This window comes from Variovorax sp. GW821-FHT09B01, from assembly GCF_059418345.1.
Genome location: NZ_JBWKPQ010000020.1, coordinates 41140 through 63428, shown reverse-complemented (window position 1 = coordinate 63428; position 22289 = coordinate 41140). Strand labels below are relative to the sequence as shown.

Here is a 22289-nt window from a genome sequence, read left to right as displayed (position 1 = left end):
CAAACGTCACCGCATCAAACTTGCATCCAATCGTGAATAAGCTGGTAGATTGGTAACTTGCGTGTCAAGACGAAATGCATCGGATGGGTTGCATGGATCGTCTGAATGCGACGGTGGCGCGCGAGGACATACGCGCCTCCTGCGATATCCACCGTGCCCGATGCCACGGCCGGCATCATGACCGATTGCGCCACGATGGCACCGATTTGGTGCGATAGTGCGGACTAAGACCGGACGGGTCTGGAGCAAGACCGAAATAGTCTCAATGCGCCCGGCTTGGCCTGGGCGCGAACGGCTCAATCGAGGATGGAGCCGTTCTCCTGGGCCAGCCGCAGGTACTCCGACAACGGGCGCACCGCCCGGAAATACCGGTCCCGCATCACGGGCTGTTTGCTCGGCCCGACGATGGATGCGAGGTCGGACAGCTTGATCTCGCCTAGCTCGGGCATGCCGATCCCCAAGTCGATCAGGCCATGGGCCGTATCGCCGTCGGCGGGGTCGAGCGACACCAACAGCCAGGTGGCGTGTGCATCCGGCGTGAACAGCCGCACCACGGGCAGCGGGTCGATGACCCGGCCAGCGGCGCGGGCTTGGCCGTGTTCCAGCAACAGCCTGCGCTCGTCCTCGGTGATGAGCTGGTTCATGGGCGTCCCCTCATTCGCACAAAACCGCCGAAGCGTGAAAGCGCAAAACCGCATTGGCGGGTTTGTGGAAAGGCACGGATGCGGCTTTGCGCTTCTGTGAGAAGCCGCAGATACGGATTTCCGTAAAAGCACAAAAGCGGCAGGCAGGCATAGTTGAACACTATAGATTGTAGCCCTATAGGGCGCAATCGGCTGTCATCTTGGATTTTGGGGAGATCCAGGGTTGGCAGCGAAACATACATTGTCGGAGGCACTAAAGACCATCAGGAAAGCGCGTGGATTGAGCCAGGAGGCGTTCTCCGACGTGTCCAGCCGCACCTACATGAGCACGCTGGAGCGCGACCTCAAAAGCCCCACCCTGAACAAGCTGGCCGAGCTGTGCGAGGTCATGGAGGTGCACCCGCTCACGCTGCTGACGCTGGCCTATGCCGGCGACGACCTGCAGCAGGTTGATCAGCTTCTGGTGCAGGTGCGCCAGGAGTTGGAGACTGTGGCGAAGAAGAGTGACACGCCATAGCGTGCGACGTTGCTGGCGTGGCCGATCCGGCTCAGCCGGTTCGGGGACTGCAGGGGCGCCAAGCATCGCGCGGCGGGGATAGGCCACAGGGCTTTCCCCAGGAGGCAAGCGAAGCGCGCAGCGCCGCAGGCGCGAAGGCGTGAGGGATTGCAGCCGGATGGCCGTGACGGCGAAGTCGGCACGGGGCGCAGCCCGTAAAGCCCGGCGGTGCAACGCACCGACACGCCCGGCCACCGCTTGCGGCGGGCAACTCAACACATGCGAAAGCCGCTCGACACGGCGCAGCCTTGGCGATGGTGTTGCCTCCTTGAAGTGCCGCGAAGGCAGCACAGCGCCCCGCCACGTGGGCGGGGCGCTGTGGCGGTCACGCCGCCTGGGGCTTGCTGCGCGACCAGATCAGGTCGTGCGTGCCGTCCTCGCCTTCGATCAGGCGGGCATAGACCGTGGCCGGGAACGAAGGATCGTCAAGGGTCACGGAGATGTACTCCCGCCCGGCCTCGCTGGTCTTCTTCCACGCCGCGCCGATATCGTGGCTGGCGGCCTGCAGGCGAAAGTCCGGGGCCTTCTCGTTGTCCCCCTTGTCGTTGGGCACCAGCTTGACCTTGACGTTGAGCGTCAGGGTGCGAAGCGTGCCGGTGTAGCCGTCTTTGTCTGCGGTGAAGCTGCCGATGTTGGCCATGATGAAACTCCTTTTGGTGGAACAAGGTTCGCGCCCATCGCGTCCTTGTTGTGATCCGGCCGGCGGGGGACGGGCGGGCTGCACCGCTTGCGGTCGAAACGCAGTGGAGAGCCGGGAGGCGAAAAGAATTTGCTGCGCGAGGAAGCCGCGCAGCGGCGGGGAAATTGTTTTCGCTGGACGGTTGCAGCCATGAAGCCCGAGGCGCAGCCGCGCCCCCGCCAGGATTCACAACAACACAAGGACGCCTTGGGCCGAACCGCACCGAAAAGAGACAGGGCCGACTCGGCATCCCCGCACGAAGGCTGCACCGGCTCGCCCACTGACGCGGGCCGGGTCAACCACCCGACGACAAGCGAGAACGCCCCGGCCGCACCTTGCGGCGCCGGTCTTGAGGCGTGGCGTGGAAGCTCCATGGCGATGCCGGGCGGGATGTCCGTGAACCGTCCTTCGTGACGTGATGGGCGAGAACCGCCAGCGTTGAGGACGGCACGCATTCGTACAACCTGCCGCAGTAAGCGCCAGCGTGTTCGCCAGCGCCTCGTCCATCGTGGCGGGGCGTTGGCCGGGTCGATCCGGCATCGCCGGTTCGGCGGTATTTGAGGGGCGCCAAGCTCGCGCGGCGGGGATGTCCGACGCAGTGCTGGAACACATGCGCACGCGCTACCGTGTCGATGCACATTGGCTCCCCAACCGACAATCCGCGCAAACCTTGGCGGACCAGGCTACTGCGTGGGGCCGCATGGCGGGACCGGCCGACAGCAAGACGTGGGTGGGGTTGCCGTTGGCCGTGCACCGGCGCTGCGACAAGCCGATGCACGGACTGGCCAACCGCATCGCCTACGACGGTGCGATGGTGTACGGCACCATCGCACCGCGAGCCGACAAGGAAACCCCCGCCCGACTGCCTACGGGGTGGATTCACGCCAGTGGAACATCCGACGGGAACTGGGTGCCGGCTGAAGGAAAAGCCCTGCGGGCGCTGCTGGCCTTGCTTCATGAGGACGGAGTGAATGCAGCCGACATTTCGGTCATCACGCCCTTCAAGAATGTCCTGGAGAACCTCAAACGCTTGCTCGGCGACACGATGGTTTCCGGAACCATCCACACCATGCAGGGAAAGGAAGCGCCGGTTGTCATCATGGTGTTGGGCGGAAATACCGACGGTCCCGGCGCACGCGACTGGGCGGTCTCGGAGCCCAACCTGCTGAACGTGGCGGCAACGCGGGCGAAGCGGCGCTTCTATGTGATCGGCGACCGCAACGACTGGCAGAACCGCGCTCTGTTTTGTGATGTCATGGATCTCTTGCCGCTCCAGCGTCTTCCCGAACATGAAGCCGTGGCGATGACTCAACCTCAATAATTGTGCAGGCTGAGACCGTGCATGCACAGGTCATACTGGCGGCAAGCCTTGACTTCCCTGCAACTACCGAGTGTGCCGCCCGGCCACCTCCTGACACTGGCCCTGGACGGGCCAGTGCCCGAAGGCATTGCGCAATGCAGCAATGCCTTCGACACCGGGCGCGGCCACCGCCGCGCCCGGATTTTTGAAGCTCACCGCGCCTAGGGCGAAACGACCTAGGCGCGGTGCTGACGATGGTTATTCCTTTGTCTCAATGATCCACCACACGGCCCGCGCTAAGGCACGGCCCGTGATGGGATGAATGTCGGTGAGATCGGCTCGGGCCATCCAGCCCGAGGGCGGACGGTAACCGCGCACATCGCCCTCGCCGTGCCAGCGGCGGGCGCGTACCGTGCCGGGCGCGTAGACCGCCGCCATGCGCGGGCCACTGGTGATGTTGATGGTGGGCATGGTTCGGCTCCCTGCGGCAAAGCGCTCCGGCCTTGGCCCGGGCGCTTGCCTGCGGCATGGGTCAGGCGGCCAATGCCTCGGCAGGTTCATGCATCACGGTGGCTATTCTGGGCAATTAAAGTCGTAAACACCCACCCAGCATCCATGCGGCTGTTCGCAATGCCCAGCCAGGCCGCTGCCTATCTAAAGTCGTAAACACCAGCGTGGACTGCCCTCTCAATGAATGAGGTAGCTGAGGCCGGAGATGGTGCGGCCTCACGACTTCAGCTCATACCATGCGACGCCGCTCCCATCCACGGTGCACCCTACGGCGCTTTCCGCGATGAAGTAATTCATACAGGCCACGGCCTCGCCCGTGGCGAGACTCAGTTGCTGCCCGTCCTGCTCATCGATGGCACGGTGGAACAAGGCGGGGAACACGTCCACGATGCGCTGCGGCCCGCCCGTCAGCGACTGGCGCAGCCGTTCCAGCGCCCGCTCCTGACCGGCGCGCAGCGAGCCCAGGCGTTCGTGCAGCCCGTAGAAGGGTTCATTGTGCGAGGGCAGCACCAGCACATCGGCGGGCACTTCCCGCGCCAGCTTGTCCAGCGACTCGAACCACTCCTTGAGCGGATTGGCCTGCGGCTCGGTGGCGAACACCGACACGTTCGACGAGATGCGCGGCAGCACCTGGTCGCCCGCAACCAGCAGTTTCAGGCCGGGGCAGTACAGGCAGGCATGCTCCGGCGAATGGCCGCCGGTGGTGATGACCCGCCAGGCGTGCGCGCCCAACTGCAGCAGGTCGCCATCCTGCAGGCGCCGGAAGCTCTCGGGCAGCGCATGGATGTGCTTGCCGAAGCTGCCGAAGCGGCTGCGGTAGCCCTCGATGGCTGCCTCCGACCAGCCCGCGCGGCGGTGGAACAGCACGCCGTCGGGCGGCGCCTCGCGGTTCGTGTCGGCGTGCATCACGCGGCAGCTCAGGTATTCCAGGCGGCTCATGTGCAGCGGCACGCCAGCGCGGCGCGTGAACCAGCCTGCCAGCCCGATGTGGTCGGGGTGCATGTGCGTGGTGTACACGCCCTGCAGCGGTCGCGCCAGCGGCCCCTCACCCATCAGCGCCAGCCAGTCGGCCACGGTGGTGGGGTTGTTCAGGCCGGTGTCCACCAGCACCCAGCCATCGTGCGTGTCGATGGCCCAGACGTTGATGTGGTCGAGCCGGAACGGCATGGACAGCCGGATCCAGCGCACGCCGGGGGCGACCTCGACCGTGTGGTGCGACGCCGGGGGCTCGAAGGGGTAGGTCAGCGCGGGGGTGTCTGGCTTCGTCATCGCATCAGGTTATATGCCAGTGAGCCCGCCCGTGCACAGCAGGGTCTGGCCGCTCACGTAGTCGGACTCGGGAATGCAGAACAGGTAGGCCGCGCCGGCGGCCTCCTCGGGCGTGCCGGCCCGGCCCAGCGGAATGTTCCGCTCCATCGCTGCCATCAGGTCCGGGTTCACGCCCACCTTGATCTCGCGTCCCTCGACCTGGATGGCGGCGTCGGAATCGGCGGTGGCCTCGGTCATGCGGGTGCGGATGAGGCCGTAGGCCACGCAATTGACCGTGGTGTTCAGGCGCCCCCACTCCTTGGCCAGCGCCATGGTCAGGCCCACGATGCCCGCCTTGGCGGCGGAGTAGTTGACCTGCCCCGCATTGCCGAAGACGCCCGAGACCGAGGAGACGTTGACCACCTTGCGCACCACACGGCGGCCGGCCTCGGCGTCGGCCCGGCTCAGCGCGCGGACCACCGGCTGCGCCGCGCGCAGGATGCGGAACGGCGCGGTCAGGTGCACGTCGATCATCGCGTCCCACTGCGCGTCGCTCATCTTCTGGATGACGTTGTCCCAGGTGTAGCCCGCGTTGTTGATGAGGATGTCCAGCCCGCCAAACGCGCCGGTGGCCGTGCCGATCAGCCGGTCGGCGAAACCGGCTTCGGCCACGCTGCCGCAGCAGGCCACCGCCTCGCCGCCCAGCGCGATGATCTCCTCGCGCACGGCCATGGCGGGTTCGTCGTCGAGGTCGTTGAGGACGAGCCGGGCCCCTTCGCCCGCGAGCTTGAGGGCCATCGCCCGGCCAATACCCCGGCCCGAGCCGGTGACCACGGCCACCTTGCCGCGCAGTTTTTCCGACATGGTGTGCTCCTCCTGTTTACCGGGCGGGTGCCGCCTCGGCGTCGTAGGCGCCGGCGCTGCCTTGCTGGCGCAGGACGGCGCGCTGGATCTTGCCGGTCGCCGTCTTGGGCAGGCTGTCCATCTGGCGCAGGTAGCGCGGCTTGGCGAAGCGTGGCAGTTGGGCGCTGGCCTGGCGGACGATGTCCGCCATGTCCAGCGCCGCTCCCTCGCTGGGCACCAGGGCGAGCATCACCTCGTCCTCCCCGCCCGCGCCCTGCGCCGGAACGGCGTAGGCCGCCACTTCATGGACGCCGGGCAACTGGCCCACCACGACCTCGACCTCGGTGGCCGAGATGTTCTCGCCCCGGCGGCGGATGCAGTCCTTGATGCGGTCCACGAAGGTGATAAGCCCCTGTTCGTCCCGCGTGCCTGCATCGCCCGTGTGGAACCAGAGGTTGCGCCAGGCCTCGACCGTTTTCGCCGGGACGTTCAGGTAGCCCGCCATGAAGCCGAAGGGCACCTTGGGCCGCACCAGGATTTCGCCCACTTGCCCGGCCAGCACCGGCACATCGGTCTCGGGGTCGGCGATGCAGATCTCGAAACGGTCCTCGTGCGCCCAGCCGGCCGCGTTCGGCGCAGCGTGCCCGATGCGCCCCCAGATGGGAATGCCGACCTCGGTCATGCCGAACCCAGACAGCACGTCCTTCACGCCGAAGCGCTCGCGGAACACGGCCTCGTGCTGGGCCGGGTTGGGCGCGCTCAGGCTGGCGCGCAGGCGGTGGTCGCGGTCCTGCTCCGTGGGCGGCTGGTTGATGACGAACATGGCCGTCGTGCCCAGGTGGTTGGTCAGCGTGGCGCCGCTGCGGCGGATGTCGGCCAGCCAAGTGCTGGCGCTGAACCGCTGCTTGAGGAAGGCCGGTATGCCCGCCAGCACCGTCGCCCCCAGTTGCATGAACAGACCGTTGGCATGGAACAGGGGCAGGCAAATGTAGTACTTGTCGGCCTCGGTGATCTCCAGGCTGCGTATCGCCCCCAGCCCGAGCAGGGCGCAGTGGCAGTGCGGCATCAGCACGCCCTTACTGGGCCCGGTAGTGCCGGAGGTGTACATGATGCAGAAGATGTCCTCGGGCCGGGGCGCGGGGCCTTCCCACGGCGCGCAGGCGCTGCTGTCCATCCAGGCCACCTGCCGCCAGCGTTCGGGCACGGCGGCGGGCGCGTCGCCCACCACGACCAGGGTGCGCAGGTGGGGCAGCTCATCCGCCAGGCTGGCGACGTGCTCGACCAGCGCGGAGTCCACCACGATGGTGGCCAGTTGGCAATCGTTCAACTGGTGGCGGAGGAAGGAGGAACGCAGCTCGGTGTTGAGCATCACCGCCGTGGCCCGCAGGTAGCCGATGCCGAACGTGGTCGCCACCATGGCGCAGCTGTTGGACATGAAGACGCCAACGCGCTCTTCGGGCTGCACGCCCAGTTGGTGGTGCAGGAAGCTCGCAAACCGCTGGCTGCTGGTGAACGCCTGCCCCACGGTGAAGGCGATGCCCTGGCTGTCCTCCAGCCAGGGCGCTGCGGGGCGGCTGGCGGCCCATTCGCGCAGGGCATCGGTCAGCGTGCATGCGTGGGGTTCGTGGATGCGGCTGTACATGGCCTTCTCTTTCAGACTTCGAGATCCTGGAGCCAGGGAACGTGGGCCAGCGCCTCCGAGGGCATGGGCTCCAGCTCCGAGCCCATCAGGCCGTTCCAGCGATTGAACCAGCCGACCATGGCCACGCAGGACACGATCTCGACGATTTCCTCCTCGGAGAAGACCTGCCGGGCCTGGTCGATGGCCTGGCCCGGTTCGCGCACCGGCAGGCTGCCGCCTGCGGTGGCGATGGCCAGCGCCTTGCGCTCCTGCTCGGTGTACCGAGGGTCGTCCCGGTAGGACGGCAGCGCGGCCAGCTTGTCCCAGCCCACGCCCAGGTGGTGGGCGGCGTGGACGAGGTGCGTCGTCGTATAGCGACAGCGCGCACCGCGCGCGGCTTCCGCGGCGATCAGGAAGCGCAGCGCCTGGGTGAGCTGCCCGTCGCCGCGCAGCGTCACGCTCAACAGCTTGAGCAGCGCGGGCACCACGCCGGGTTTGCGCGCCATGGTCAGCAGCGCATTCGGGCGGTAGCCGACGAAATCCACCAGCTCTTCGAGCACGGGGTCGCGCGAGCGGGGGTCGCTTTCATGCAGGGGCGCGATGCGCGCGGCGGTGCGGGCGTTCATGGGCATGCCTTGGATTGGGGTTTGCATGGGCACGGAGCGGTCACGCCGCTGCGCCCGTCGTGATGAGGCCCTCGACGTGGGCGCGCTGCGCGTCCAGTTCCTGGGCCGTGCCGGACCAGGCGACCTGGCCATGGTCCAGCACGTACTGGCGGTGGGCCAGCTTCAGGGGCACCTTGAGGTTCTGCTCCACCAGCACGATGCCGGTGCCCTGGCGATGGACTTCGCTGAACACGCGGACCAGTTGGTCCACGATGACCGGCGCCAGCCCCTCGGTGGGTTCGTCGAGCAGCAGCATGCGCGGGTTGCCCAGCAGGGCGCGCCCGATCGACAGCATCTGCTGCTCGCCGCCGGAGAGCTGGTCGCCGCCGAAGTCCAGCCGTTCCCGCAGGCGCGGGAAGGCGTCCAGCACCCGGTCGAGGGTCCAGTGCCCCGGCTGGTGGGCCAGCGCGCCGATCTTGAGGTTCTCCAGCACCGACAGGTTGGGGAAGATGCGGCGCGTGTCCGGCACCAGCGCCACGCCGAGCTTGGCGATGGCCTCCACGCCCAGGCCCGAAATGTCCTGCTCGCCCAGCAGGCGCCGGCCGGCCACCAGGGGCATCAGGCCGACCAGGGCCTTGAGCAGCGTGGTTTTGCCTGCGCCGTTGCGCCCGACGATGGCGACGATTTCATGGAAATCGATCCGCACGGAGATTTCTTCCAGCGCCAGGGCCTGGCCGTACCTGACGCTGGCTTTTTCGAGTTCGATCACTGCGCGTCCTCCCCAAGGTAAATCGACCGCACCGCTTCGTTCCTGCGGATGTCCTCGGGGGCGCCGCAGGCGATGACCGAGCCGTTGCTCATGACCACGATTTCGTGGGACAGCGACATCACCGCATCCATGTTGTGCTCGATCAGCAGCACCGTGCGCCCCTGCGCGGCCTTGCGGATCAGGGCCAGCGCGGCCTGGATCTCGTGGTGGCCGATGCCCGCCAGCGGTTCGTCCAGCAGCAAAATCCTGGGATCGGGCAGCAGGGTCACGCCCAGTTCCAGCGAGCGCTGCAGGCCGTAGGGCAGCGTGCCCGCGACGTCGTCGCGGTGGGCCGCCAGCCCCGTCAGCTCCAGGATGGCATCCAGCTGCTCGCGGAACTGCCGGTCGAAGTGGCGGCTCATCCAGAAGGGCTGGAACCCGGGCCGGCGGGACTGGGCCGCGACCAGCAGGTTCTCGGCCACCGTCATTTCGCCGAAGATCTTGATGATCTGGAAGCTGCGCCCGATGCCCATGCGGGCCCGTTCGTAGGCGGGGCGCTGGCTGATCTCCCGGCCGCCGCAGTACACCTTGCCCGCATGGCGCATCTGCCGCCCGGCCAGCACGTTCAGCAGCGTGGTCTTGCCCGCGCCGTTGGGTCCGATCAGGCCGTAGATGCAGCCCTCCAGGAATTCATGGCTGACGTCGTTGACCGCCTTCAGGGCGCCGTAGCTGACAGTCACGCCCTCGCACCGCAGTGCTGCCTGGCTCATCGCGCACCTCCGCGCCGGTTCTTCTGGTAGGCCGCGAAACCCTGCTCCAGCTCGCCAACGATGCCGCGCGGGAAGAAGATGGTTGCAAGGATGAACACCAGGCCCAGCACGCCGTACCAGTACTCGGTCCAGCTGCTCAGCCATTCCTTGAGCACCTCGAAGGCGATCACGCCGACGGTGGCGCCCCACAGCGAGCCGGAGCCGCCCAGCAGGGTCATGATGATCACGTCCCCCGAGGTGGTCCAGTGCAGCATCTGCGGGTTCATGTACATCAGCAGCGAGGCCAGCAGCGCCCCCGCCAGGCCGCTCAGGCCGCCCGAGATCACGAAGGTGATCTGCTTGTAGCGGTTGACGTTGAAGCCCAGTTGGTCGGCGCGGGTCTCGTTGCCACGGATCGCCGCGATCACGCGGCCGAACGGCGAACTGCGCAGCGAGATCACCGCCAGCATGACCAGGGCATACACGCCCAGCACGAACCAGTAGTAGTGGACGGGGTCGTAGAAGTCGATGCCCAGGAAGCCCGGGCGCTCCACGCCCGAGATGCCGTCCGACCCGCCAGTGAAGCCGCGCAGCTTGCTGTCCGCCAGGATGAAGATCAGCTGGGACAGCGCCAGGGTCACCAGCGCGAAGAAGATGCCGGACACCCGCAGCGCGAAGAAGCTGAACAGCAGGGCGAACGCAGCCCCCACGATGATGGCCAGGCCCACGCCGGCGGAGAAAGGCAGCCCGTATTTCTGCGTCGCCAGGGCCACGGCGTAGCCGCCCACCCCGAGGAAGGTGGCGTGCCCGAAGGACACCATGCCCAAAGCGCCGAACACGAAGTCGAAGCCGATGGCGAAGATCGCCCAGATGGCCGCCAGGGTGACCAGCTGGATCAGCGCTTCACTCGGGTTGAGGAAGGGCAGCAGGATGCCGGCCGCGGCCAGCAGCAGGCCGAAGCAGATGTCGAACAGGGAGAGTTTCATGCCGTCCTCGCCGCGCGGTAGAACAAGCCCTGCGGGCGCGTCAAGAGGGTGCCGATCAGCAGCACGAAGGTCATGATGTCCACCCAGCCGGGCAGGTACACGTAGCCCAGGGCACGCACCATGCCGATCAGCATGGACGCCGCGATCGCCCCCCGGATGTTCCCCAGCCCACCCAGGATCACGACGATGAAGCAGTCGATGATGGTGTTGGTCGCCATACCCAGCTCGATGGGGAACAGCGGCGCCGCGATCGCGCCCGCCAGGCCCGACAGGCCACAGCCCGTGGCGAAGACCGCCATGCGGATCGCGCCCACTGGCAGGCCCAGGATGCGCACCATTTCCGCGTCGCTGCTGGCGGCCCGCACGAGCATGCCGAAAGTGCTCTTCTCAAGCACCAAGTACAGGCCCGCCGAGACGAGAGCGCCGAACCCGATCACGAACAGCCGGTACATCGGGATCGTGCTGCCCAGCATGTCCACGGTGCCGTTCCACAGCGGCGGAATCGCCACCTCCTGGTAGCCGGGGCCCCAGACGAAGCGCACCACGTCGCTCAGGATCAGGATCAGGCCGAAGGTCAGGATCAGCTGGTAGAAGTGCGGGCGCTCGTAGAGCGGTCGCAGCGCCAGCTTCTCGATCACCGCGCCCGCCAGCGCGGTGAAGAACGTAGCGGCCAGCACGCCCATGAGGAACGAGCCCGTGCGCCGCCCCGTTTCATACGAGACGTAGGCGCCCAACATATAGATGGCACCGTGGGCAAAATTGATCACACCCAGCATGCCGAAGATGAGCGTCAGGCCCGCCGCCAGCAAAAACAGCAGCATGCCCAGGCTCAAGCCGATCACGATAGTTGACATAGCGATTCACCGAGTGCGGAAGGCCGGGGCGGCCTCCCGCTGCGGCCTTCAGTTCTTGCAGGCCTCGAACAGCTTCTCTTCGGGAAAGACCTTGGTGATCTTCATCGTCAGCGCGGGGGCTGGCGGGGTGCCCTGCACCACCTCGCCCCAGAAGCCCGGCTGCAGGGCCTGGTGGTCGCAGGCACGCATGGTCTTCTTGCCTTCCACGGAGTTCTCGCGGACGCTGGCGGCGAAGGCGTCCACCCACTTCTCCTTGTCCCAGGAGCCGGTCTTTTCCACCGTGTCCAGCCACCACGCCATGCCGTCGTAGGCCTCCCCGGCCGTCATGCTGGGGAAGATGCCGAACTTCTTGCGGTAGGCCTCGACGAACTTGCGGTTGGCGGCGGTGTCGATGGTGTGGTCGTAGCGCAGGCCGGAATTGACGCCCAGCGAGGCCGGCCCCACGGCCGCCGCCATGGTTTCATCGGCGGCCACGGGTCCGAAAAGCACCTTGCTCTTGCCCAGGTTCACCTGGCCGGCCTGCTTGAGCAAAGTAACCACGTCCGAGCCCGTCAGCATCAGCAGCACGCCGTCGGCGTCGGACTTGGCGATCTTGTCCACGATGGACGAATAGTCGCGGTTGCCCAGGGGCGGGAAGTCCTCACCCACGATCTGGATACCGTTGGGGCCGGTCTGCTGCTTGATCCACTCGTAGCCGTCACGGGTGGCCTGGTAGTCGGCGGTAACGATGTAGATCTTCTTGAGCTTCCTGTCCTGCATGTACGCCAGCGCCATGCGGTTTTCCATGCCCAGGTTGTTCGATGTACGGAAGGTGTAGCGGGAGCCGCCGGGCACGGTGATCTTGTCGTCCGCCGAGATGGTGACGAGGTGGGGCACCTTGCGCTGCTTGGCCAGGTTCATGACCGCCAGCGTGGAGGCGGAGCTGAGCGCACCGAAGATCATGTGCGAGCCCTCGGAGATCAGCTTGGTGGCCTTCTGCACGGCGGGCTGGGGCTTGGTTTCGTCGTCCTCCCAGGTGACTTCGATGGGCACGCCCATCACCTTGCCGCCGCGCTCCTCGACGGCGATCTGCACGCCCCGGCGCATGTCCTCGCCCAGCAGCCCGTAGGGACCGGAGAGCGACAGCACGCCGCCGATCTTGAACTTCTCGGGCTTGGACTGGGCATGCCCGTTGGACACCAGCCCCATGGCCGCCGCCGCGGCGACCACCATGCCCTTTTTAAACCATTTCGCAACGCTAACCATGATGTGTCTCCTGTCGTTGATTTGCATGTATTCCAGGTCAGCCGATGCGGGCGGAAATACCGCCATCGACCATGATTTCGGCGGACGTGACGTACTTGGATTCGTCACTCGCCAGCCACAGGGCCGTGGTGGCCACGTCCCATGCGTCTCCCATGTGGCCCATGGGGCACTGCCGGTCCCGCTTGGCCAGCATTTCCTCCTGCGACGCTTCCCGGTACCCGTCCGCCAGCGACAGCACGGGCTGTCGGACCATGGGCGTATTCATCAGGCCCGGCATCAGCACGTTCGAGCGGATGCCCCGCTTGGCGTATTCCAGGGCGACGCTGCGGGAGAAGCCGAGCACCGCGGCCTTCGAGGCGCTGTAGGACACGTAGGCCACGCCGCTGTCGCGCACGCCGGCTACCGAGCCGATGTTGACGATGCTCCCCCGGCCTTTCCGGAGCATGGAGGGGATCGCATGCTTGCAGGTCAGGAACATGGAGGTGAGGTTGATGTCGAAGACCAGGCGCCAGTCCTCCAGGCTCTGCTCGACGACCCCACCCAGGCGGGCGGTGCCGACGTTGTTCACCAGGATGTCGATGTCGCCATAGGTGGTCACGCAATCCTGGACCAGCGCTTCCACCGCGCCGGGGTCGGTCACGTCGCACTGGGCCACGCTCATGGCCCCGCCCTCTTCCCGCACGATCGACTCGGTCTCGCGCGCTGCGTCCAGGTGGATGTCGCAGCCATAGACCTTCGCCCCTTCGCGGGCGAACAACACGGCCATGGCCTTGCCATTGCCCCAGCCGGGCCCCGATGATCCGCAACCGGTGACCAGGGCCACCTTGCCTTCCAGGCGTTTCACCATGATCTCGTCCCTCAGTCCGCGCGCCCGTACAGGGTCACCACGGTGGCGCCGCCCAGGCCCGCGTTGTGCTGCAAGGCCAGGCGTGCACCCTCCACTTGGCGTGCTTCGGCGCTGCCGCGCAGTTGGTGGGTCAGCTCGTAGCACTGCGCCAAGCCGGTCGCGCCCAGCGGATGGCCCTTGGACAGCAGCCCGCCCGAGGGGTTGACGACGACCGCGCCGCCATAGGTGTTGCTGTCCGACTCGACGAAGGCCCGGCCCTCGCCGACGGCGCAGAAACCCAGGCCCTCGTAGCTGAGCAGCTCGTTCTGCGCAAAGCAGTCGTGCAGCTCGCACACGTCGATGTCCTGCGGTCCCACGCCTGCCGCCTCGTAGACCTGGCGGGCGGCCTCGCGCGTCATGTCGAAGCCCACAACGGAAATCGCGGACTTGTCGGCGAACGCGCCGGGGCGGTCGGACACCAGCGACTGCGCCAACACCTGCACGTTGGCGGAGAGGCCCATCTTCTGGGCGAACTTCTTGCTCACGAAGACGGCGGCAGCGGCGCCGCAGGTCGGCGGGCAGGCCATCAGGCGGGTCATGGCGCCGGGCACCAGGGGCGAGCTGGCCAGCACCTCCTCCACCGTCACCTCCTTGCGGAACAGCGCCAGCGGATTGCGCGCAGCGTGGCGGCTGGCCTTGGCGCGGATCCTGGCGAAGGTGTCCAGCGGGGTGCCGTACCGCTCCATGTGCTCGCGGCCCGCCGCGCCGAAGTAGCGGATCGCCATGGGCAGCTCGGGGTGGCCGAAGATCTCGTCCATGACCCCGTTGAAGTGGTCGAGCGGATCGGGCCGGTCGTCCCAGTACGCCCTCAGGGCGCCGGCGGGCATCTGTTCGAAACCCACCGCCAGCGCGCAGTCCGCCGAGCCGTTGGCCACGGCCTTGCGCGCCATGTACAGGGCCGTGGAGCCGGAGGAGCAGTTGTTGTTGACGTTGATCACCGGCACCCCGGTCATGCCGACCTCGTAGACCGCGCGCTGGCCGCTGGCCGAGTCGCCATAGACGTAGCCCGCATAGACGTCCTGCACGTCGGAGTAGGTGAGGCCCGCGTCCTGCAGCGCCTCGCGGATCGCCTGCGCAGCCATTTCCGGGTACGGCAGGTTGTCGCCGGGTTTCTTGAAAGGGGTCATGCCGACACCGGCAACGAGAACGGGCTCTTGCATTGCGATACCTCCGGGGTTGAATCACCAAACGTGCGTCAGGAAACCATGCGCTCCTGCGCGTGCCAATACTTCTTGCGGACTTCTTTCTTCAAGACCTTGCCCACCGCACTGCGCGGCAGCTGCGCGACGATCTCGACCTCCTTGGGCGCCTTGATGCTGCCCAGGCGGTCCTTGACGAACTGGATGAGCGCCTGCGGCTCCACGGACTGGCCCGGGCGCAGCTCGATGACCGCCCTGACGGCCTCGCCCCACTTGTCGTCGGGCACGCCGATGACGGCGCAGTCCTTCACGGCCGGGTGGGCCATGACGGCGGCCTCGACCTCGGACGAGAAGACGTTGAAGCCGCCCGTGACGATCATGTCCTTCTTGCGGTCAACGATGAACAGGAAGCCCTGCTCGTCGAAATAGCCCACGTCGCCCGTGCAGTGCCAGCCGTGGCGCTGCACTTCAGCCGTGGCCTCGGGGTTCTTGTAGTAGCCCTCGGTCACGATGTCGCCCTGCGCGACGATCTCGCCCACGGCCCCCGGCTGGGTGAGCAGGCTGCCGTCGTCGTCCATGACCGCCACCCGCGTGAAGGGGAAGCGGCGCCCCGCGCTCAGCAGGCGCTGGCGGGGCGCCACCTGCCCGTCGATGAAATGGTCCTCGACCCGCAGCACGGAGATCGCGCCAGGCACTTCCGCCTGGCCATAGATCTGCAGCATGACGGGGCCGAACACATCGATGGCCTCCGCCAGTTTGTCGGGCGACATGGGTGCGGCGCCGTACATGAGGTAGCGCAGCGCGGAAAAGTCGAAATCGCGGACGTTGGGCTGCGCCAGTAGCGTATAGATGACTGTTGGGGGCAGGAACAGCATGTTGACCCGCTCCTGCTCGATCACCTTGAGCAGGTTCTGCGGATCAATCCCGTCCATCAGGACAACGCGGCCACCGCGCGCCATGAAGGGCAGCGACACCAGCCCCGCCGTGTGGGTGATAGGTGCCGCCGCCAGCACGGTCATGCAGTCGGTAATGTTCATGGCCGACATATGGTTGGCCATGGTCGCCGTCAGGTTGCGGTGGCTGAGCATGACGCCCTTCGAGCGCCCCGTGGTGCCACCGGTACCCATGATCATGGCCAGCCCCCGCGGCTGCAGCGGCGCTGCGTACATCTCGGGCGGCTGGCCTTGGATCAACCGAGCAATCGACAGATCCGCCCCATCGGCCTCTTCCAGAGCTATGTAGTGACGAATGCGGGGGACCTTGCCGCGGATCTCGGCGACCTGGCTGATATAGCGGGCCTGATAGAAAAGGACGTCGCAGTCCATGTCCTGCAGGAACTCGATGTTGGTCTCCACGCTGTTGCGCGCATTAACGGGCAGCCAGACACCCCCTCCGCGCAACACCCCCAGCAGCGCCACGAAAGCAGCCCCGGCATTGCCGCTCAGCACTGCGCCGTGAAAACCAGGTGCGAGTCCCAAGGCCTGTAGCCCCCGTGCGATCTGGCACGTGAGCGCTCCCGCTTGCGCATAGGTGACGGCCGGGGTATCACGCCCGCAGTCCACGAAACAAGGCGCATCCGGATGGCTGGTAGCACCAGCATCGAAATAGTCCAGCAGATTCATTGCTGTGCTTCTCCGTTCAAGTCAAGTCTGGTTCGGTGGAACAGCTATCGCAGACAATTCACATGCCTGCGGCGGCGGCGTTCAGCTGGAGGCCTCTGCATTCGGTGATGCCCCTTGCATGCTGTTCAAGCGGTACCATTTCTTTTAAATTGGTACCATTAGACGCGCTCGATTGGTACCAAGTCAATTGACTTGGTACCATGTCTCATTAGGAGAAACCCGCATGAAAAAGAAGCTCACAGACGAAGAGTTCTTCGATGCGCTGACCCATCTGCTCCTGACGGAGGGGGTCAAAGGCCTGACCGTGGGTGAAATCGCCGCACGGCTGCACTGCTCGCGGCGGCGCCTCTACGACATTGCGCAGACGAAGGAAGAGATCTTCTGCGCCGTCGTGCAACGCTTTTTCGATAGCCTCCTGAGACAGGGCGAAGCACTGATCCACCGTGAACAGGATTTGACGACAGCACTCGCTGCCTACCTGGACGTAGGCGTCCAGGCGGCTAGTCGCATCGGTGTCCAGTTCCTGAAGGACGTCGAAGATTCAGCAGTTGCCAGAGGTATCTTCGATCACTACCAGCAGGTCCGTACCCTTAGGCTATCCCAACTCATCGACGATGGGGTACACCAGGGTGTCTTCGCACCCTGCCATGGGCTGGTCGTATCCGAACTCATTCTGGGAGCCGCACTAAGGCTGCGCCGCCCGGCATTCCTTGCCCAGGCCAATCTCACCCTTGAGGACGCATTCCAAGAGTTCTACCGGGTGCTGCTAGGTGGGCTACTGATCGACTCAGCCACACCAAAAGCGGCTCGTAGGGGCGTACGGGCAAGCCGAGCCACTTCGCAGCGCACCGTCACAAAGAAAGATACAGACCCTGATGAAGTCGGCACGATGCTAATTGCCGCCTGGAATCGCGGTTAGGGAAGGTCTGCACAACACCCGCTGCGACAAGCGCCGGCACGTGATGTTTCAAGACCTGCACGTTTTCCTAGTGGTTGAAGCTGGCAGTACTATGGTTGCCTGCCCGCTTCAAGCGCCTGATGCGCGCTGCGCCCCGGCCGGAAGCCGTAGCTGTGCTCGCTGAAGGTCGGATCGATGAGCGGTTGCAGCACCTGCAGCAGGGCCTGCTGGATCAACCTGTCCACCACGGTGGGAATCCCCAATTCCCGCGTCCCTCCGCCCGGCTTGGGTACCCGGAATAGTGGCGGCTTCTTCCGCGCCGTTCTGCTGCGCAACCTGCGGGCTTTCCTCGGGTACGTCTGCCTTCGTGAAGATGGTAGGCATCCAGCCGGTGCCCTTCGCCAGCCGCTCGGCCTCGCTGGCAATGTCGGCCTTCTTGAGCTTTGCCAGCCGGTGGACGCTCTCGGGCGCGAACTCGCCCACGGCTTGCAAAACCGCCGCCTTCGCAACGTGCTTGAAATAGCCTTCCGCCGTGGGTTGCCACCATACGGCCATGTCGAGGCCCACGGCCTGCGCCAGTTCCGCGCCGGGCTGCTGCGCCGTGCCGCGCGGCGTCACCACGTCCACCGTCGAAGCCACGCACACGGCCAGCAGCTTGACCAACTCGCCTTGCTCCATCGCCAGCAGCGCGACGAACAGTGCGGCGCTGTCCTCGGGCAACTTGCCGCCCCACGCCTGCTGCAATTCGCGGAGCGCTACGGCGGCGGGTGACTCGGGCCAGTCCGGTGCCATGCCTTCCAGCCGGTCTTGAATTTTCAGGCTCACGCCCAGCGGAATATCGTGGCCGTAGTAGCGGCCCTGCAAGACGGTCTGCACCATGCCATGCACCAGCACGGCCAGCGCCACATGTGGATGCTGGGCCACCTCGATTTGCAGCGCCGCCGTGCGGTGCGCGCTCAGGCGTTGGGCCAGCCGGTCGGAAATCGCTGCGGCCTTGGGCTGCTCGTCTTCCTCGCCTTCGTCATCGTTCGCGGCGTCCGGGTCGCTAAAGCCTTGGCGCAACTTCTCCAGCGTGCGAAGGGCTTTCGCCTCGGCCTCGCGCAGCAGCCCTCGATGAATCACGGCCTCGCCGTTGCGGTCGATGGTGACGATGGCACCGGCTGCGGCCTTCACATTCGCGCCGTATCCCTGCAAGCCTTCTTCCAGTGCCTGCAACTGCTCGCCCAGGGCTTCGCCTTCCTCCTGCAAGGCATCGGCCTTGTCCTCGTCGTCGGCGTCCATCGCGGCATCCACCGCTTCGGCCACCTCCTGCATCTTGGCTTGCAGCTTCTCGATGCGCTGCGCTTCGCGCTTGTTGGGTTCGCGCCGCTCCCTCGGGGCGCGCTGGAAGGCGTGCAGGTCGGCATGGGTCATGCCCGGCGTGGCATCGGCCCAAGCCCAGCCCTCGGCCTTCACCTCGGCGGCGATGCCCGCCAGCTTGTCCTGTGCCAGCCGTTCCAGCAATGCAGCATCAGTCAGGTACACGCCCGCGTCATCCTCCGCGAACAGGTCGCGGCGGATACCGCCGCCCTCCTGCTCGTAGGCGTCCAGCCCGACGAAGCGCACCAACGGATGCCGGTAAGCGTCGATTTCCCGTTCGGTGAGGCGTTCGCGCAAATGCGAAGGGTGGCGTTGCCACTGCGGGGCGTCGTAGAAAGCGGCTTCCTGCGCCGCGTGGTCATCCGTTCCGGCCAGGGCCATCAGCTGGTCCAGGCTCACGGCGTCGGCCCGATAGTCGGCCATCAGGCGCGGGGAGACATTCGCCAGCTTCAAGCGGCGCTGCACGACCAGCGGCGTGACACTGAAATCCGCCGCAATGTCCTCGATGGGCCGGCCTTCGGCCACCAGTGTCGCGAAGGCTTCAAATTGGTCTGCCGGGTGCATGGCTTCACGCTGCACGTTCTCGGTGAGGCTGGCCGTGCGCGCAGTGCCATCGGCCACCTGCAGGCAAGGCACGTCCCAATCCTTGGCGATGCGGTGCTTCTTCGCCAGCAGCTTCAACGCGGCCAGCCTGCGCCCACCGGCCACCACCTCGTAATGCAGGCCATCGGCGGCGGGAATCACGATCAGGTTTTGCAGCAGGCCCACGCGCTGGATGGATGCGGCCAGTTCAGGGATGGACATGCGCGGGGTCTTGCGCACGTTGCGGCCCGTGCGGCGCAGCACCAGACGCGACAGCGGCACCAGGATCATGTACTTGCTCGGGTCGGCGGCTTGCAGCACGTTCGCGGCGCTGCTGGCTGCGGTGTTGACGGCGCGGGCTTCGGTGGTGGTAACGGCGTTCATGGCGAATCTCCAATCAAGTGAAACAAGGGAATGGAGGGGAACCGCCCCTCCGGCGGGGGAACGGTTCAGGCCTTGAGGGCGCGCATGCCATCGGCCAGCAGCCACAGGGCGCGATTCAGGCGAATGTCGGAATCAATGCCCTGCACGGGGCGGGTTTGCTGCCTGCGGCCATTGGCGGCGCGGCCATGCAATCCGCCCTTGGTCAGGTTCTCCTGCGTGCGGTTAAACACGCTCCACAAGTCGGGGCGGCGATCCTCGAAGCGGCGCGGCATCAGGATTTGCGATTCCGTGACGGGCGCGGGCTTGTTCGGGTCGTCGTACTTCAAAGCCAGCGCGGCACGGGCGAACACTTCGGATTCGCCATCGTCCAAGGTGATGCCGCGCATCAGGTCGCGGGACTCCTGCACCCGGTCAAAGCCGCGCAGAACCTCGAAGGCGCCTTCGATGACTTGGCCCGCCACGTCGCCTTTGTGAGGCACGCGCACATCGGCAAAGGTGTCGCCGCACACCAGCCCATTGGCGCAGATAAATCTGAATTGCCCGGCCAGCATCTGATAGCTGCTGGTGCCATCGTGCGAGTTCAGCAGCACGATTTCGTTAGCTTCCGCGCCGTTGATCTGGCTGGCGTGGCGTAGGCGCAGCAGGTGTTTCGTGTGTTCGCGCCGCCTCTCGTTGCGTACACGGGTCTGGCACACCATGAAGGGCTGGAAGCCTTCTTTGCGAAGCTCAGTCAAAACCGTAGCCGTGGGGATGTAGCTGTATCGCTCCGAACGGCTCTCATGCGGGGAGTCCGCGAAGATGGACGGGGCCACGCGCCGGATTTGGTCATCCGACAGGGGATAGTCGGAACGCAGTGCGGGGGAATGGTTTGCGAAACGGGATGCGAGCATGTCTTTCTCCTGACTTGGCTGTTGAAGAAACACCGGATTCCTAGATTCGGAGCCCAGCCTTTCGGCTGTTCGGTGCAGTCGGCACGAGGAACCCGGTTGGCCCTGTTGCCACCGTCTTTCCTGAGTTCATCGCCCGCGACGGTCAGGAGCGCGCGGACGGGGGCCGTCAAGGAGACAAGCGCAGGGTTGGTGCGGCCCGCAGGCGCAGCCGAGGACACGGCCCTGCGCGCCTTGACGGCACACGGCCGCGGGCTACAGTCGCGGACAAGGTGATGAGTCAGGGAAGACGGCTGGACAAGGCAACGGCCCCTCAACACGCCGACCGCACGGCAAGCGAAGCGCGCAGGCCCGAAGCTGGAAGCCGGGCCGGAGGCGTCAGCCGACCGGAGGGAGGGGACGATGGAAGCCCGTCAGGGGCGAAACCCCGCAGGGGGTTCGATGCGCAGCACGACAGCGCGACCGGCCATCTCCCAGGTGGCCGGGGACGTCCACATGACTTCAACGAAATCCCCTTGGACTGCTACTCGCCCAGCCATCGGCACAATGGCAATGACATGGACATACGAGCCCTACAAGACGATGAACTGATGGCCCAGGCCCGAGACTGGCGGCAACGGGCACTGCGCGGAGAAAAAAACGCACGCGGCTTTGCGCACGAACTGGAATGCGAAGTGCGTCGGCGCTTCCCCAAGAACGACAGGCCCTTGACGCTGCCGCCCGTGCGCCTGCTGGGCACGGTGTCGCAGCCTATCCAGCGTCGATGGAAGCCCTGGTGAACGCCCAGGGGGAGTAGAGAAAAGGGGCGTGGCGCCCCTTGACAGAATCAGAAGACGATCCGCCCCGCCAGCCGCGCATCCCGCGCATAGGCACTCAGCCGCTTCTCGGCACGAAAGTGCAGATCGCGCTCGATCGGCAACCCCAGCCGCCCGCGCACGGTCGCCAGTTCCTGCAGGCTGACCCAGCCCAGCTCGGGCATCCCCAGGCCCAGATCGCACAGACCGAAAGCATGGTCGTGATCGTCCGGGTCGATCTCGGTCAGCAGCCAGGTCGCGCCGGCATCCGGTGTGAACAGCTTGAGCACAGGGGCCGGATCAAAGTCCGACGTTTCGGTGGATTGCCGGCCGTTGGCCAGCAGCAGCGCACGCTGCTCGTCGGTGATGAATGCGCAGTTCATGGTGAACTCCTGAAGGATGCCGGGCGGAATTGCCCAGCCCTTCCGGGGCACGGCGCAGCGCAAGCAGTCAAGGGTCATCGACGGCCGCAGGCCGCAAGCGCCATCGGCGCGCAGCCCTTGACGGCGAGCACGCCGTGGCACGATGAAGGAAACAGCAAGCCGCCCCTCCAACGAAGGCACGGACTGGCAAGCGAAGCGCGCAGCGCCACAGGCGCGGAGAAACCCGCACCGGGCGCAGCAGAAAAAATGCGCCGCCCCCGCAAGGACGACGCACCGAAGGCTGCGCAGCGCGATCAGTTCGCCGCCGGCACCGTCATCGACTGCAACTGCTCGATCACGCCAGGCTCAACGAACACGCAAGCCTGCTCGTCCGCGATCGGCACGTTGAACAACTGCGCGAACACCGTGCGTCGCAGATGGGCCAGCCGGCCCGTCCGGTATACCTGTTCGGGCTTCATGCGCCCGCCGGCCTGCGAGCCGCTGCGCTGCGGATCGCATTCGACCAGCGCGACAAAGCCATCGTCGGACAGCTTCTGATGCTCGGGGCACAGACCCCAGCCCGTCTTCGTATGGCGCTCCATGCTGGCGCGCAGGCGCTTGTCCAGCAGGATGGTGCCGGTATCGAACGCCGTGCCGCAAACGAGGCAAACGTGCTGTTCGAGGGAAACGTGTGATTTATCGTTCATGACGATCTCCGGTTGCACGGGCGGAATTGCCCGGAACCGTCGCCCCCACGGCGTAGCGCAGCAGTCAGGGGTCGCAGACGG

General features: G+C 66.1%; 23 protein-coding genes. 4 read left to right on the top strand and 19 right to left on the bottom strand.

The window, feature by feature from the left end; genetic code table 11:
• Nucleotides 1-296 precede the first annotated feature (296 nt).
• Nucleotides 297-644 carry a DUF2958 domain-containing protein gene (locus tag AC07RV_RS35190; protein WP_016452550.1) on the bottom strand — a complete coding sequence of 116 codons (348 nt, stop codon included), beginning with the start codon at nt 642-644 and terminating at the stop codon, nt 297-299.
• 223 nt (nt 645-867) lie between these two features.
• Here AC07RV_RS35190 and AC07RV_RS35185 point away from each other — a divergent pair, with 223 nt between their 5' ends.
• A complete protein-coding gene (locus AC07RV_RS35185) occupies nt 868-1161 on the top strand; it encodes a helix-turn-helix domain-containing protein (RefSeq protein ID WP_016452551.1) in 294 nt (97 codons plus the stop codon).
• 364 nt (nt 1162-1525) lie between these two features.
• Here AC07RV_RS35185 and AC07RV_RS35180 read toward each other — a convergent pair whose 3' ends face one another.
• Nucleotides 1526-1840, bottom strand: coding sequence for a DUF736 domain-containing protein (locus AC07RV_RS35180; protein WP_016452552.1), 315 nt, complete (start codon nt 1838-1840; stop codon nt 1526-1528).
• A 523-nt stretch (nt 1841-2363) separates the two neighbouring features.
• Here AC07RV_RS35180 and AC07RV_RS35175 point away from each other — a divergent pair.
• A complete protein-coding gene (locus AC07RV_RS35175; RefSeq protein WP_200874531.1) occupies nt 2364-3200 on the top strand; it encodes an AAA domain-containing protein in 837 nt (278 codons plus the stop codon).
• 237 nt (nt 3201-3437) lie between these two features.
• Here the strand turns inward: AC07RV_RS35175 and AC07RV_RS35170 are convergent, their stop codons facing one another.
• The 13 genes from AC07RV_RS35170 to AC07RV_RS35110 all read right to left on the bottom strand — a co-directional run bounded on the left by AC07RV_RS35170 (nt 3438) and on the right by AC07RV_RS35110 (nt 16235).
• Nucleotides 3438-3650, bottom strand: a complete 213-nt coding sequence (locus AC07RV_RS35170; protein WP_016452554.1) for a hypothetical protein — start codon at nt 3648-3650, stop codon at nt 3438-3440.
• A gap of 255 nt (nt 3651-3905) precedes the next feature.
• Nucleotides 3906-4958, bottom strand: a complete 1053-nt coding sequence (locus AC07RV_RS35165; protein WP_016452555.1) for an MBL fold metallo-hydrolase — start codon at nt 4956-4958, stop codon at nt 3906-3908.
• A gap of 9 nt (nt 4959-4967) precedes the next feature.
• Nucleotides 4968-5801 (bottom strand): SDR family NAD(P)-dependent oxidoreductase, encoded by an 834-nt coding sequence (locus tag AC07RV_RS35160; protein WP_016452556.1) that lies wholly within the window; start codon nt 5799-5801, stop codon nt 4968-4970.
• A 16-nt stretch (nt 5802-5817) separates the two neighbouring features.
• Nucleotides 5818-7422: an AMP-binding protein gene (locus tag AC07RV_RS35155; protein WP_016452557.1), complete on the bottom strand. Its 1605-nt coding sequence runs from the start codon at nt 7420-7422 to the stop codon at nt 5818-5820.
• Between the two features lie 11 nt (nt 7423-7433).
• Nucleotides 7434-8027 carry a carboxymuconolactone decarboxylase family protein gene (locus AC07RV_RS35150; protein WP_016452558.1) on the bottom strand — a complete coding sequence of 198 codons (594 nt, stop codon included), beginning with the start codon at nt 8025-8027 and terminating at the stop codon, nt 7434-7436.
• Nucleotides 8028-8067: 40 nt separating this feature from the next.
• A complete protein-coding gene (locus tag AC07RV_RS35145; protein WP_016452559.1) occupies nt 8068-8775 on the bottom strand; it encodes an ABC transporter ATP-binding protein in 708 nt (235 codons plus the stop codon).
• Nucleotides 8772-9524, bottom strand: coding sequence for an ABC transporter ATP-binding protein (locus AC07RV_RS35140; protein WP_016452560.1), 753 nt, complete (start codon nt 9522-9524; stop codon nt 8772-8774). The genes AC07RV_RS35145 and AC07RV_RS35140 overlap by 4 nt, the downstream gene beginning before the upstream one ends.
• Nucleotides 9521-10489 (bottom strand): branched-chain amino acid ABC transporter permease, encoded by a 969-nt coding sequence (locus AC07RV_RS35135; protein WP_016452561.1) that lies wholly within the window; start codon nt 10487-10489, stop codon nt 9521-9523. The genes AC07RV_RS35140 and AC07RV_RS35135 overlap by 4 nt, the downstream gene beginning before the upstream one ends.
• Nucleotides 10486-11331: a branched-chain amino acid ABC transporter permease gene (locus AC07RV_RS35130; RefSeq protein ID WP_296728518.1), complete on the bottom strand. Its 846-nt coding sequence runs from the start codon at nt 11329-11331 to the stop codon at nt 10486-10488. Before AC07RV_RS35130 ends, AC07RV_RS35135 begins: the two co-directional genes overlap by 4 nt.
• A gap of 60 nt (nt 11332-11391) precedes the next feature.
• Nucleotides 11392-12588, bottom strand: coding sequence for an ABC transporter substrate-binding protein (locus AC07RV_RS35125; RefSeq protein WP_016452563.1), 1197 nt, complete (start codon nt 12586-12588; stop codon nt 11392-11394).
• Nucleotides 12589-12625: 37 nt separating this feature from the next.
• Nucleotides 12626-13435, bottom strand: coding sequence for an SDR family NAD(P)-dependent oxidoreductase (locus AC07RV_RS35120; RefSeq protein WP_016452564.1), 810 nt, complete (start codon nt 13433-13435; stop codon nt 12626-12628).
• Nucleotides 13436-13446: 11 nt separating this feature from the next.
• Nucleotides 13447-14634, bottom strand: a complete 1188-nt coding sequence (locus tag AC07RV_RS35115; RefSeq protein WP_016452565.1) for a lipid-transfer protein — start codon at nt 14632-14634, stop codon at nt 13447-13449.
• A gap of 35 nt (nt 14635-14669) precedes the next feature.
• Nucleotides 14670-16235 (bottom strand): AMP-binding protein, encoded by a 1566-nt coding sequence (locus AC07RV_RS35110; RefSeq protein WP_016452566.1) that lies wholly within the window; start codon nt 16233-16235, stop codon nt 14670-14672.
• Between the two features lie 223 nt (nt 16236-16458).
• On the opposite strand from AC07RV_RS35110, the gene AC07RV_RS35105 reads away from it, so the two are divergent.
• Nucleotides 16459-17154, top strand: coding sequence for a TetR/AcrR family transcriptional regulator (locus AC07RV_RS35105; protein ID WP_016452567.1), 696 nt, complete (start codon nt 16459-16461; stop codon nt 17152-17154).
• Nucleotides 17155-17262: 108 nt separating this feature from the next.
• On the opposite strand, the gene AC07RV_RS35100 is transcribed toward AC07RV_RS35105, so the two are convergent.
• Nucleotides 17263-19458, bottom strand: coding sequence for a ParB/RepB/Spo0J family partition protein (locus AC07RV_RS35100; protein ID WP_016452568.1), 2196 nt, complete (start codon nt 19456-19458; stop codon nt 17263-17265).
• A gap of 65 nt (nt 19459-19523) precedes the next feature.
• Entirely contained in the window at nt 19524-20348 is an 825-nt protein-coding gene (locus AC07RV_RS35095) for a DUF932 domain-containing protein (protein ID WP_016452569.1), read from the bottom strand.
• A 587-nt stretch (nt 20349-20935) separates the two neighbouring features.
• Here AC07RV_RS35095 and AC07RV_RS35090 point away from each other — a divergent pair.
• On the top strand, nt 20936-21124 hold the full coding sequence (locus AC07RV_RS35090) for a hypothetical protein (protein WP_296777124.1): 189 nt from the start codon (nt 20936-20938) through the stop codon (nt 21122-21124).
• A 47-nt stretch (nt 21125-21171) separates the two neighbouring features.
• Here AC07RV_RS35090 and AC07RV_RS35085 read toward each other — a convergent pair whose 3' ends face one another.
• Nucleotides 21172-21522, bottom strand: a complete 351-nt coding sequence (locus AC07RV_RS35085; protein WP_016452570.1) for a DUF2958 domain-containing protein — start codon at nt 21520-21522, stop codon at nt 21172-21174.
• 293 nt (nt 21523-21815) lie between these two features.
• Nucleotides 21816-22208 carry a hypothetical protein gene (locus AC07RV_RS35080; protein ID WP_016452571.1) on the bottom strand — a complete coding sequence of 131 codons (393 nt, stop codon included), beginning with the start codon at nt 22206-22208 and terminating at the stop codon, nt 21816-21818.
• Nucleotides 22209-22289 lie beyond the last annotated feature (81 nt).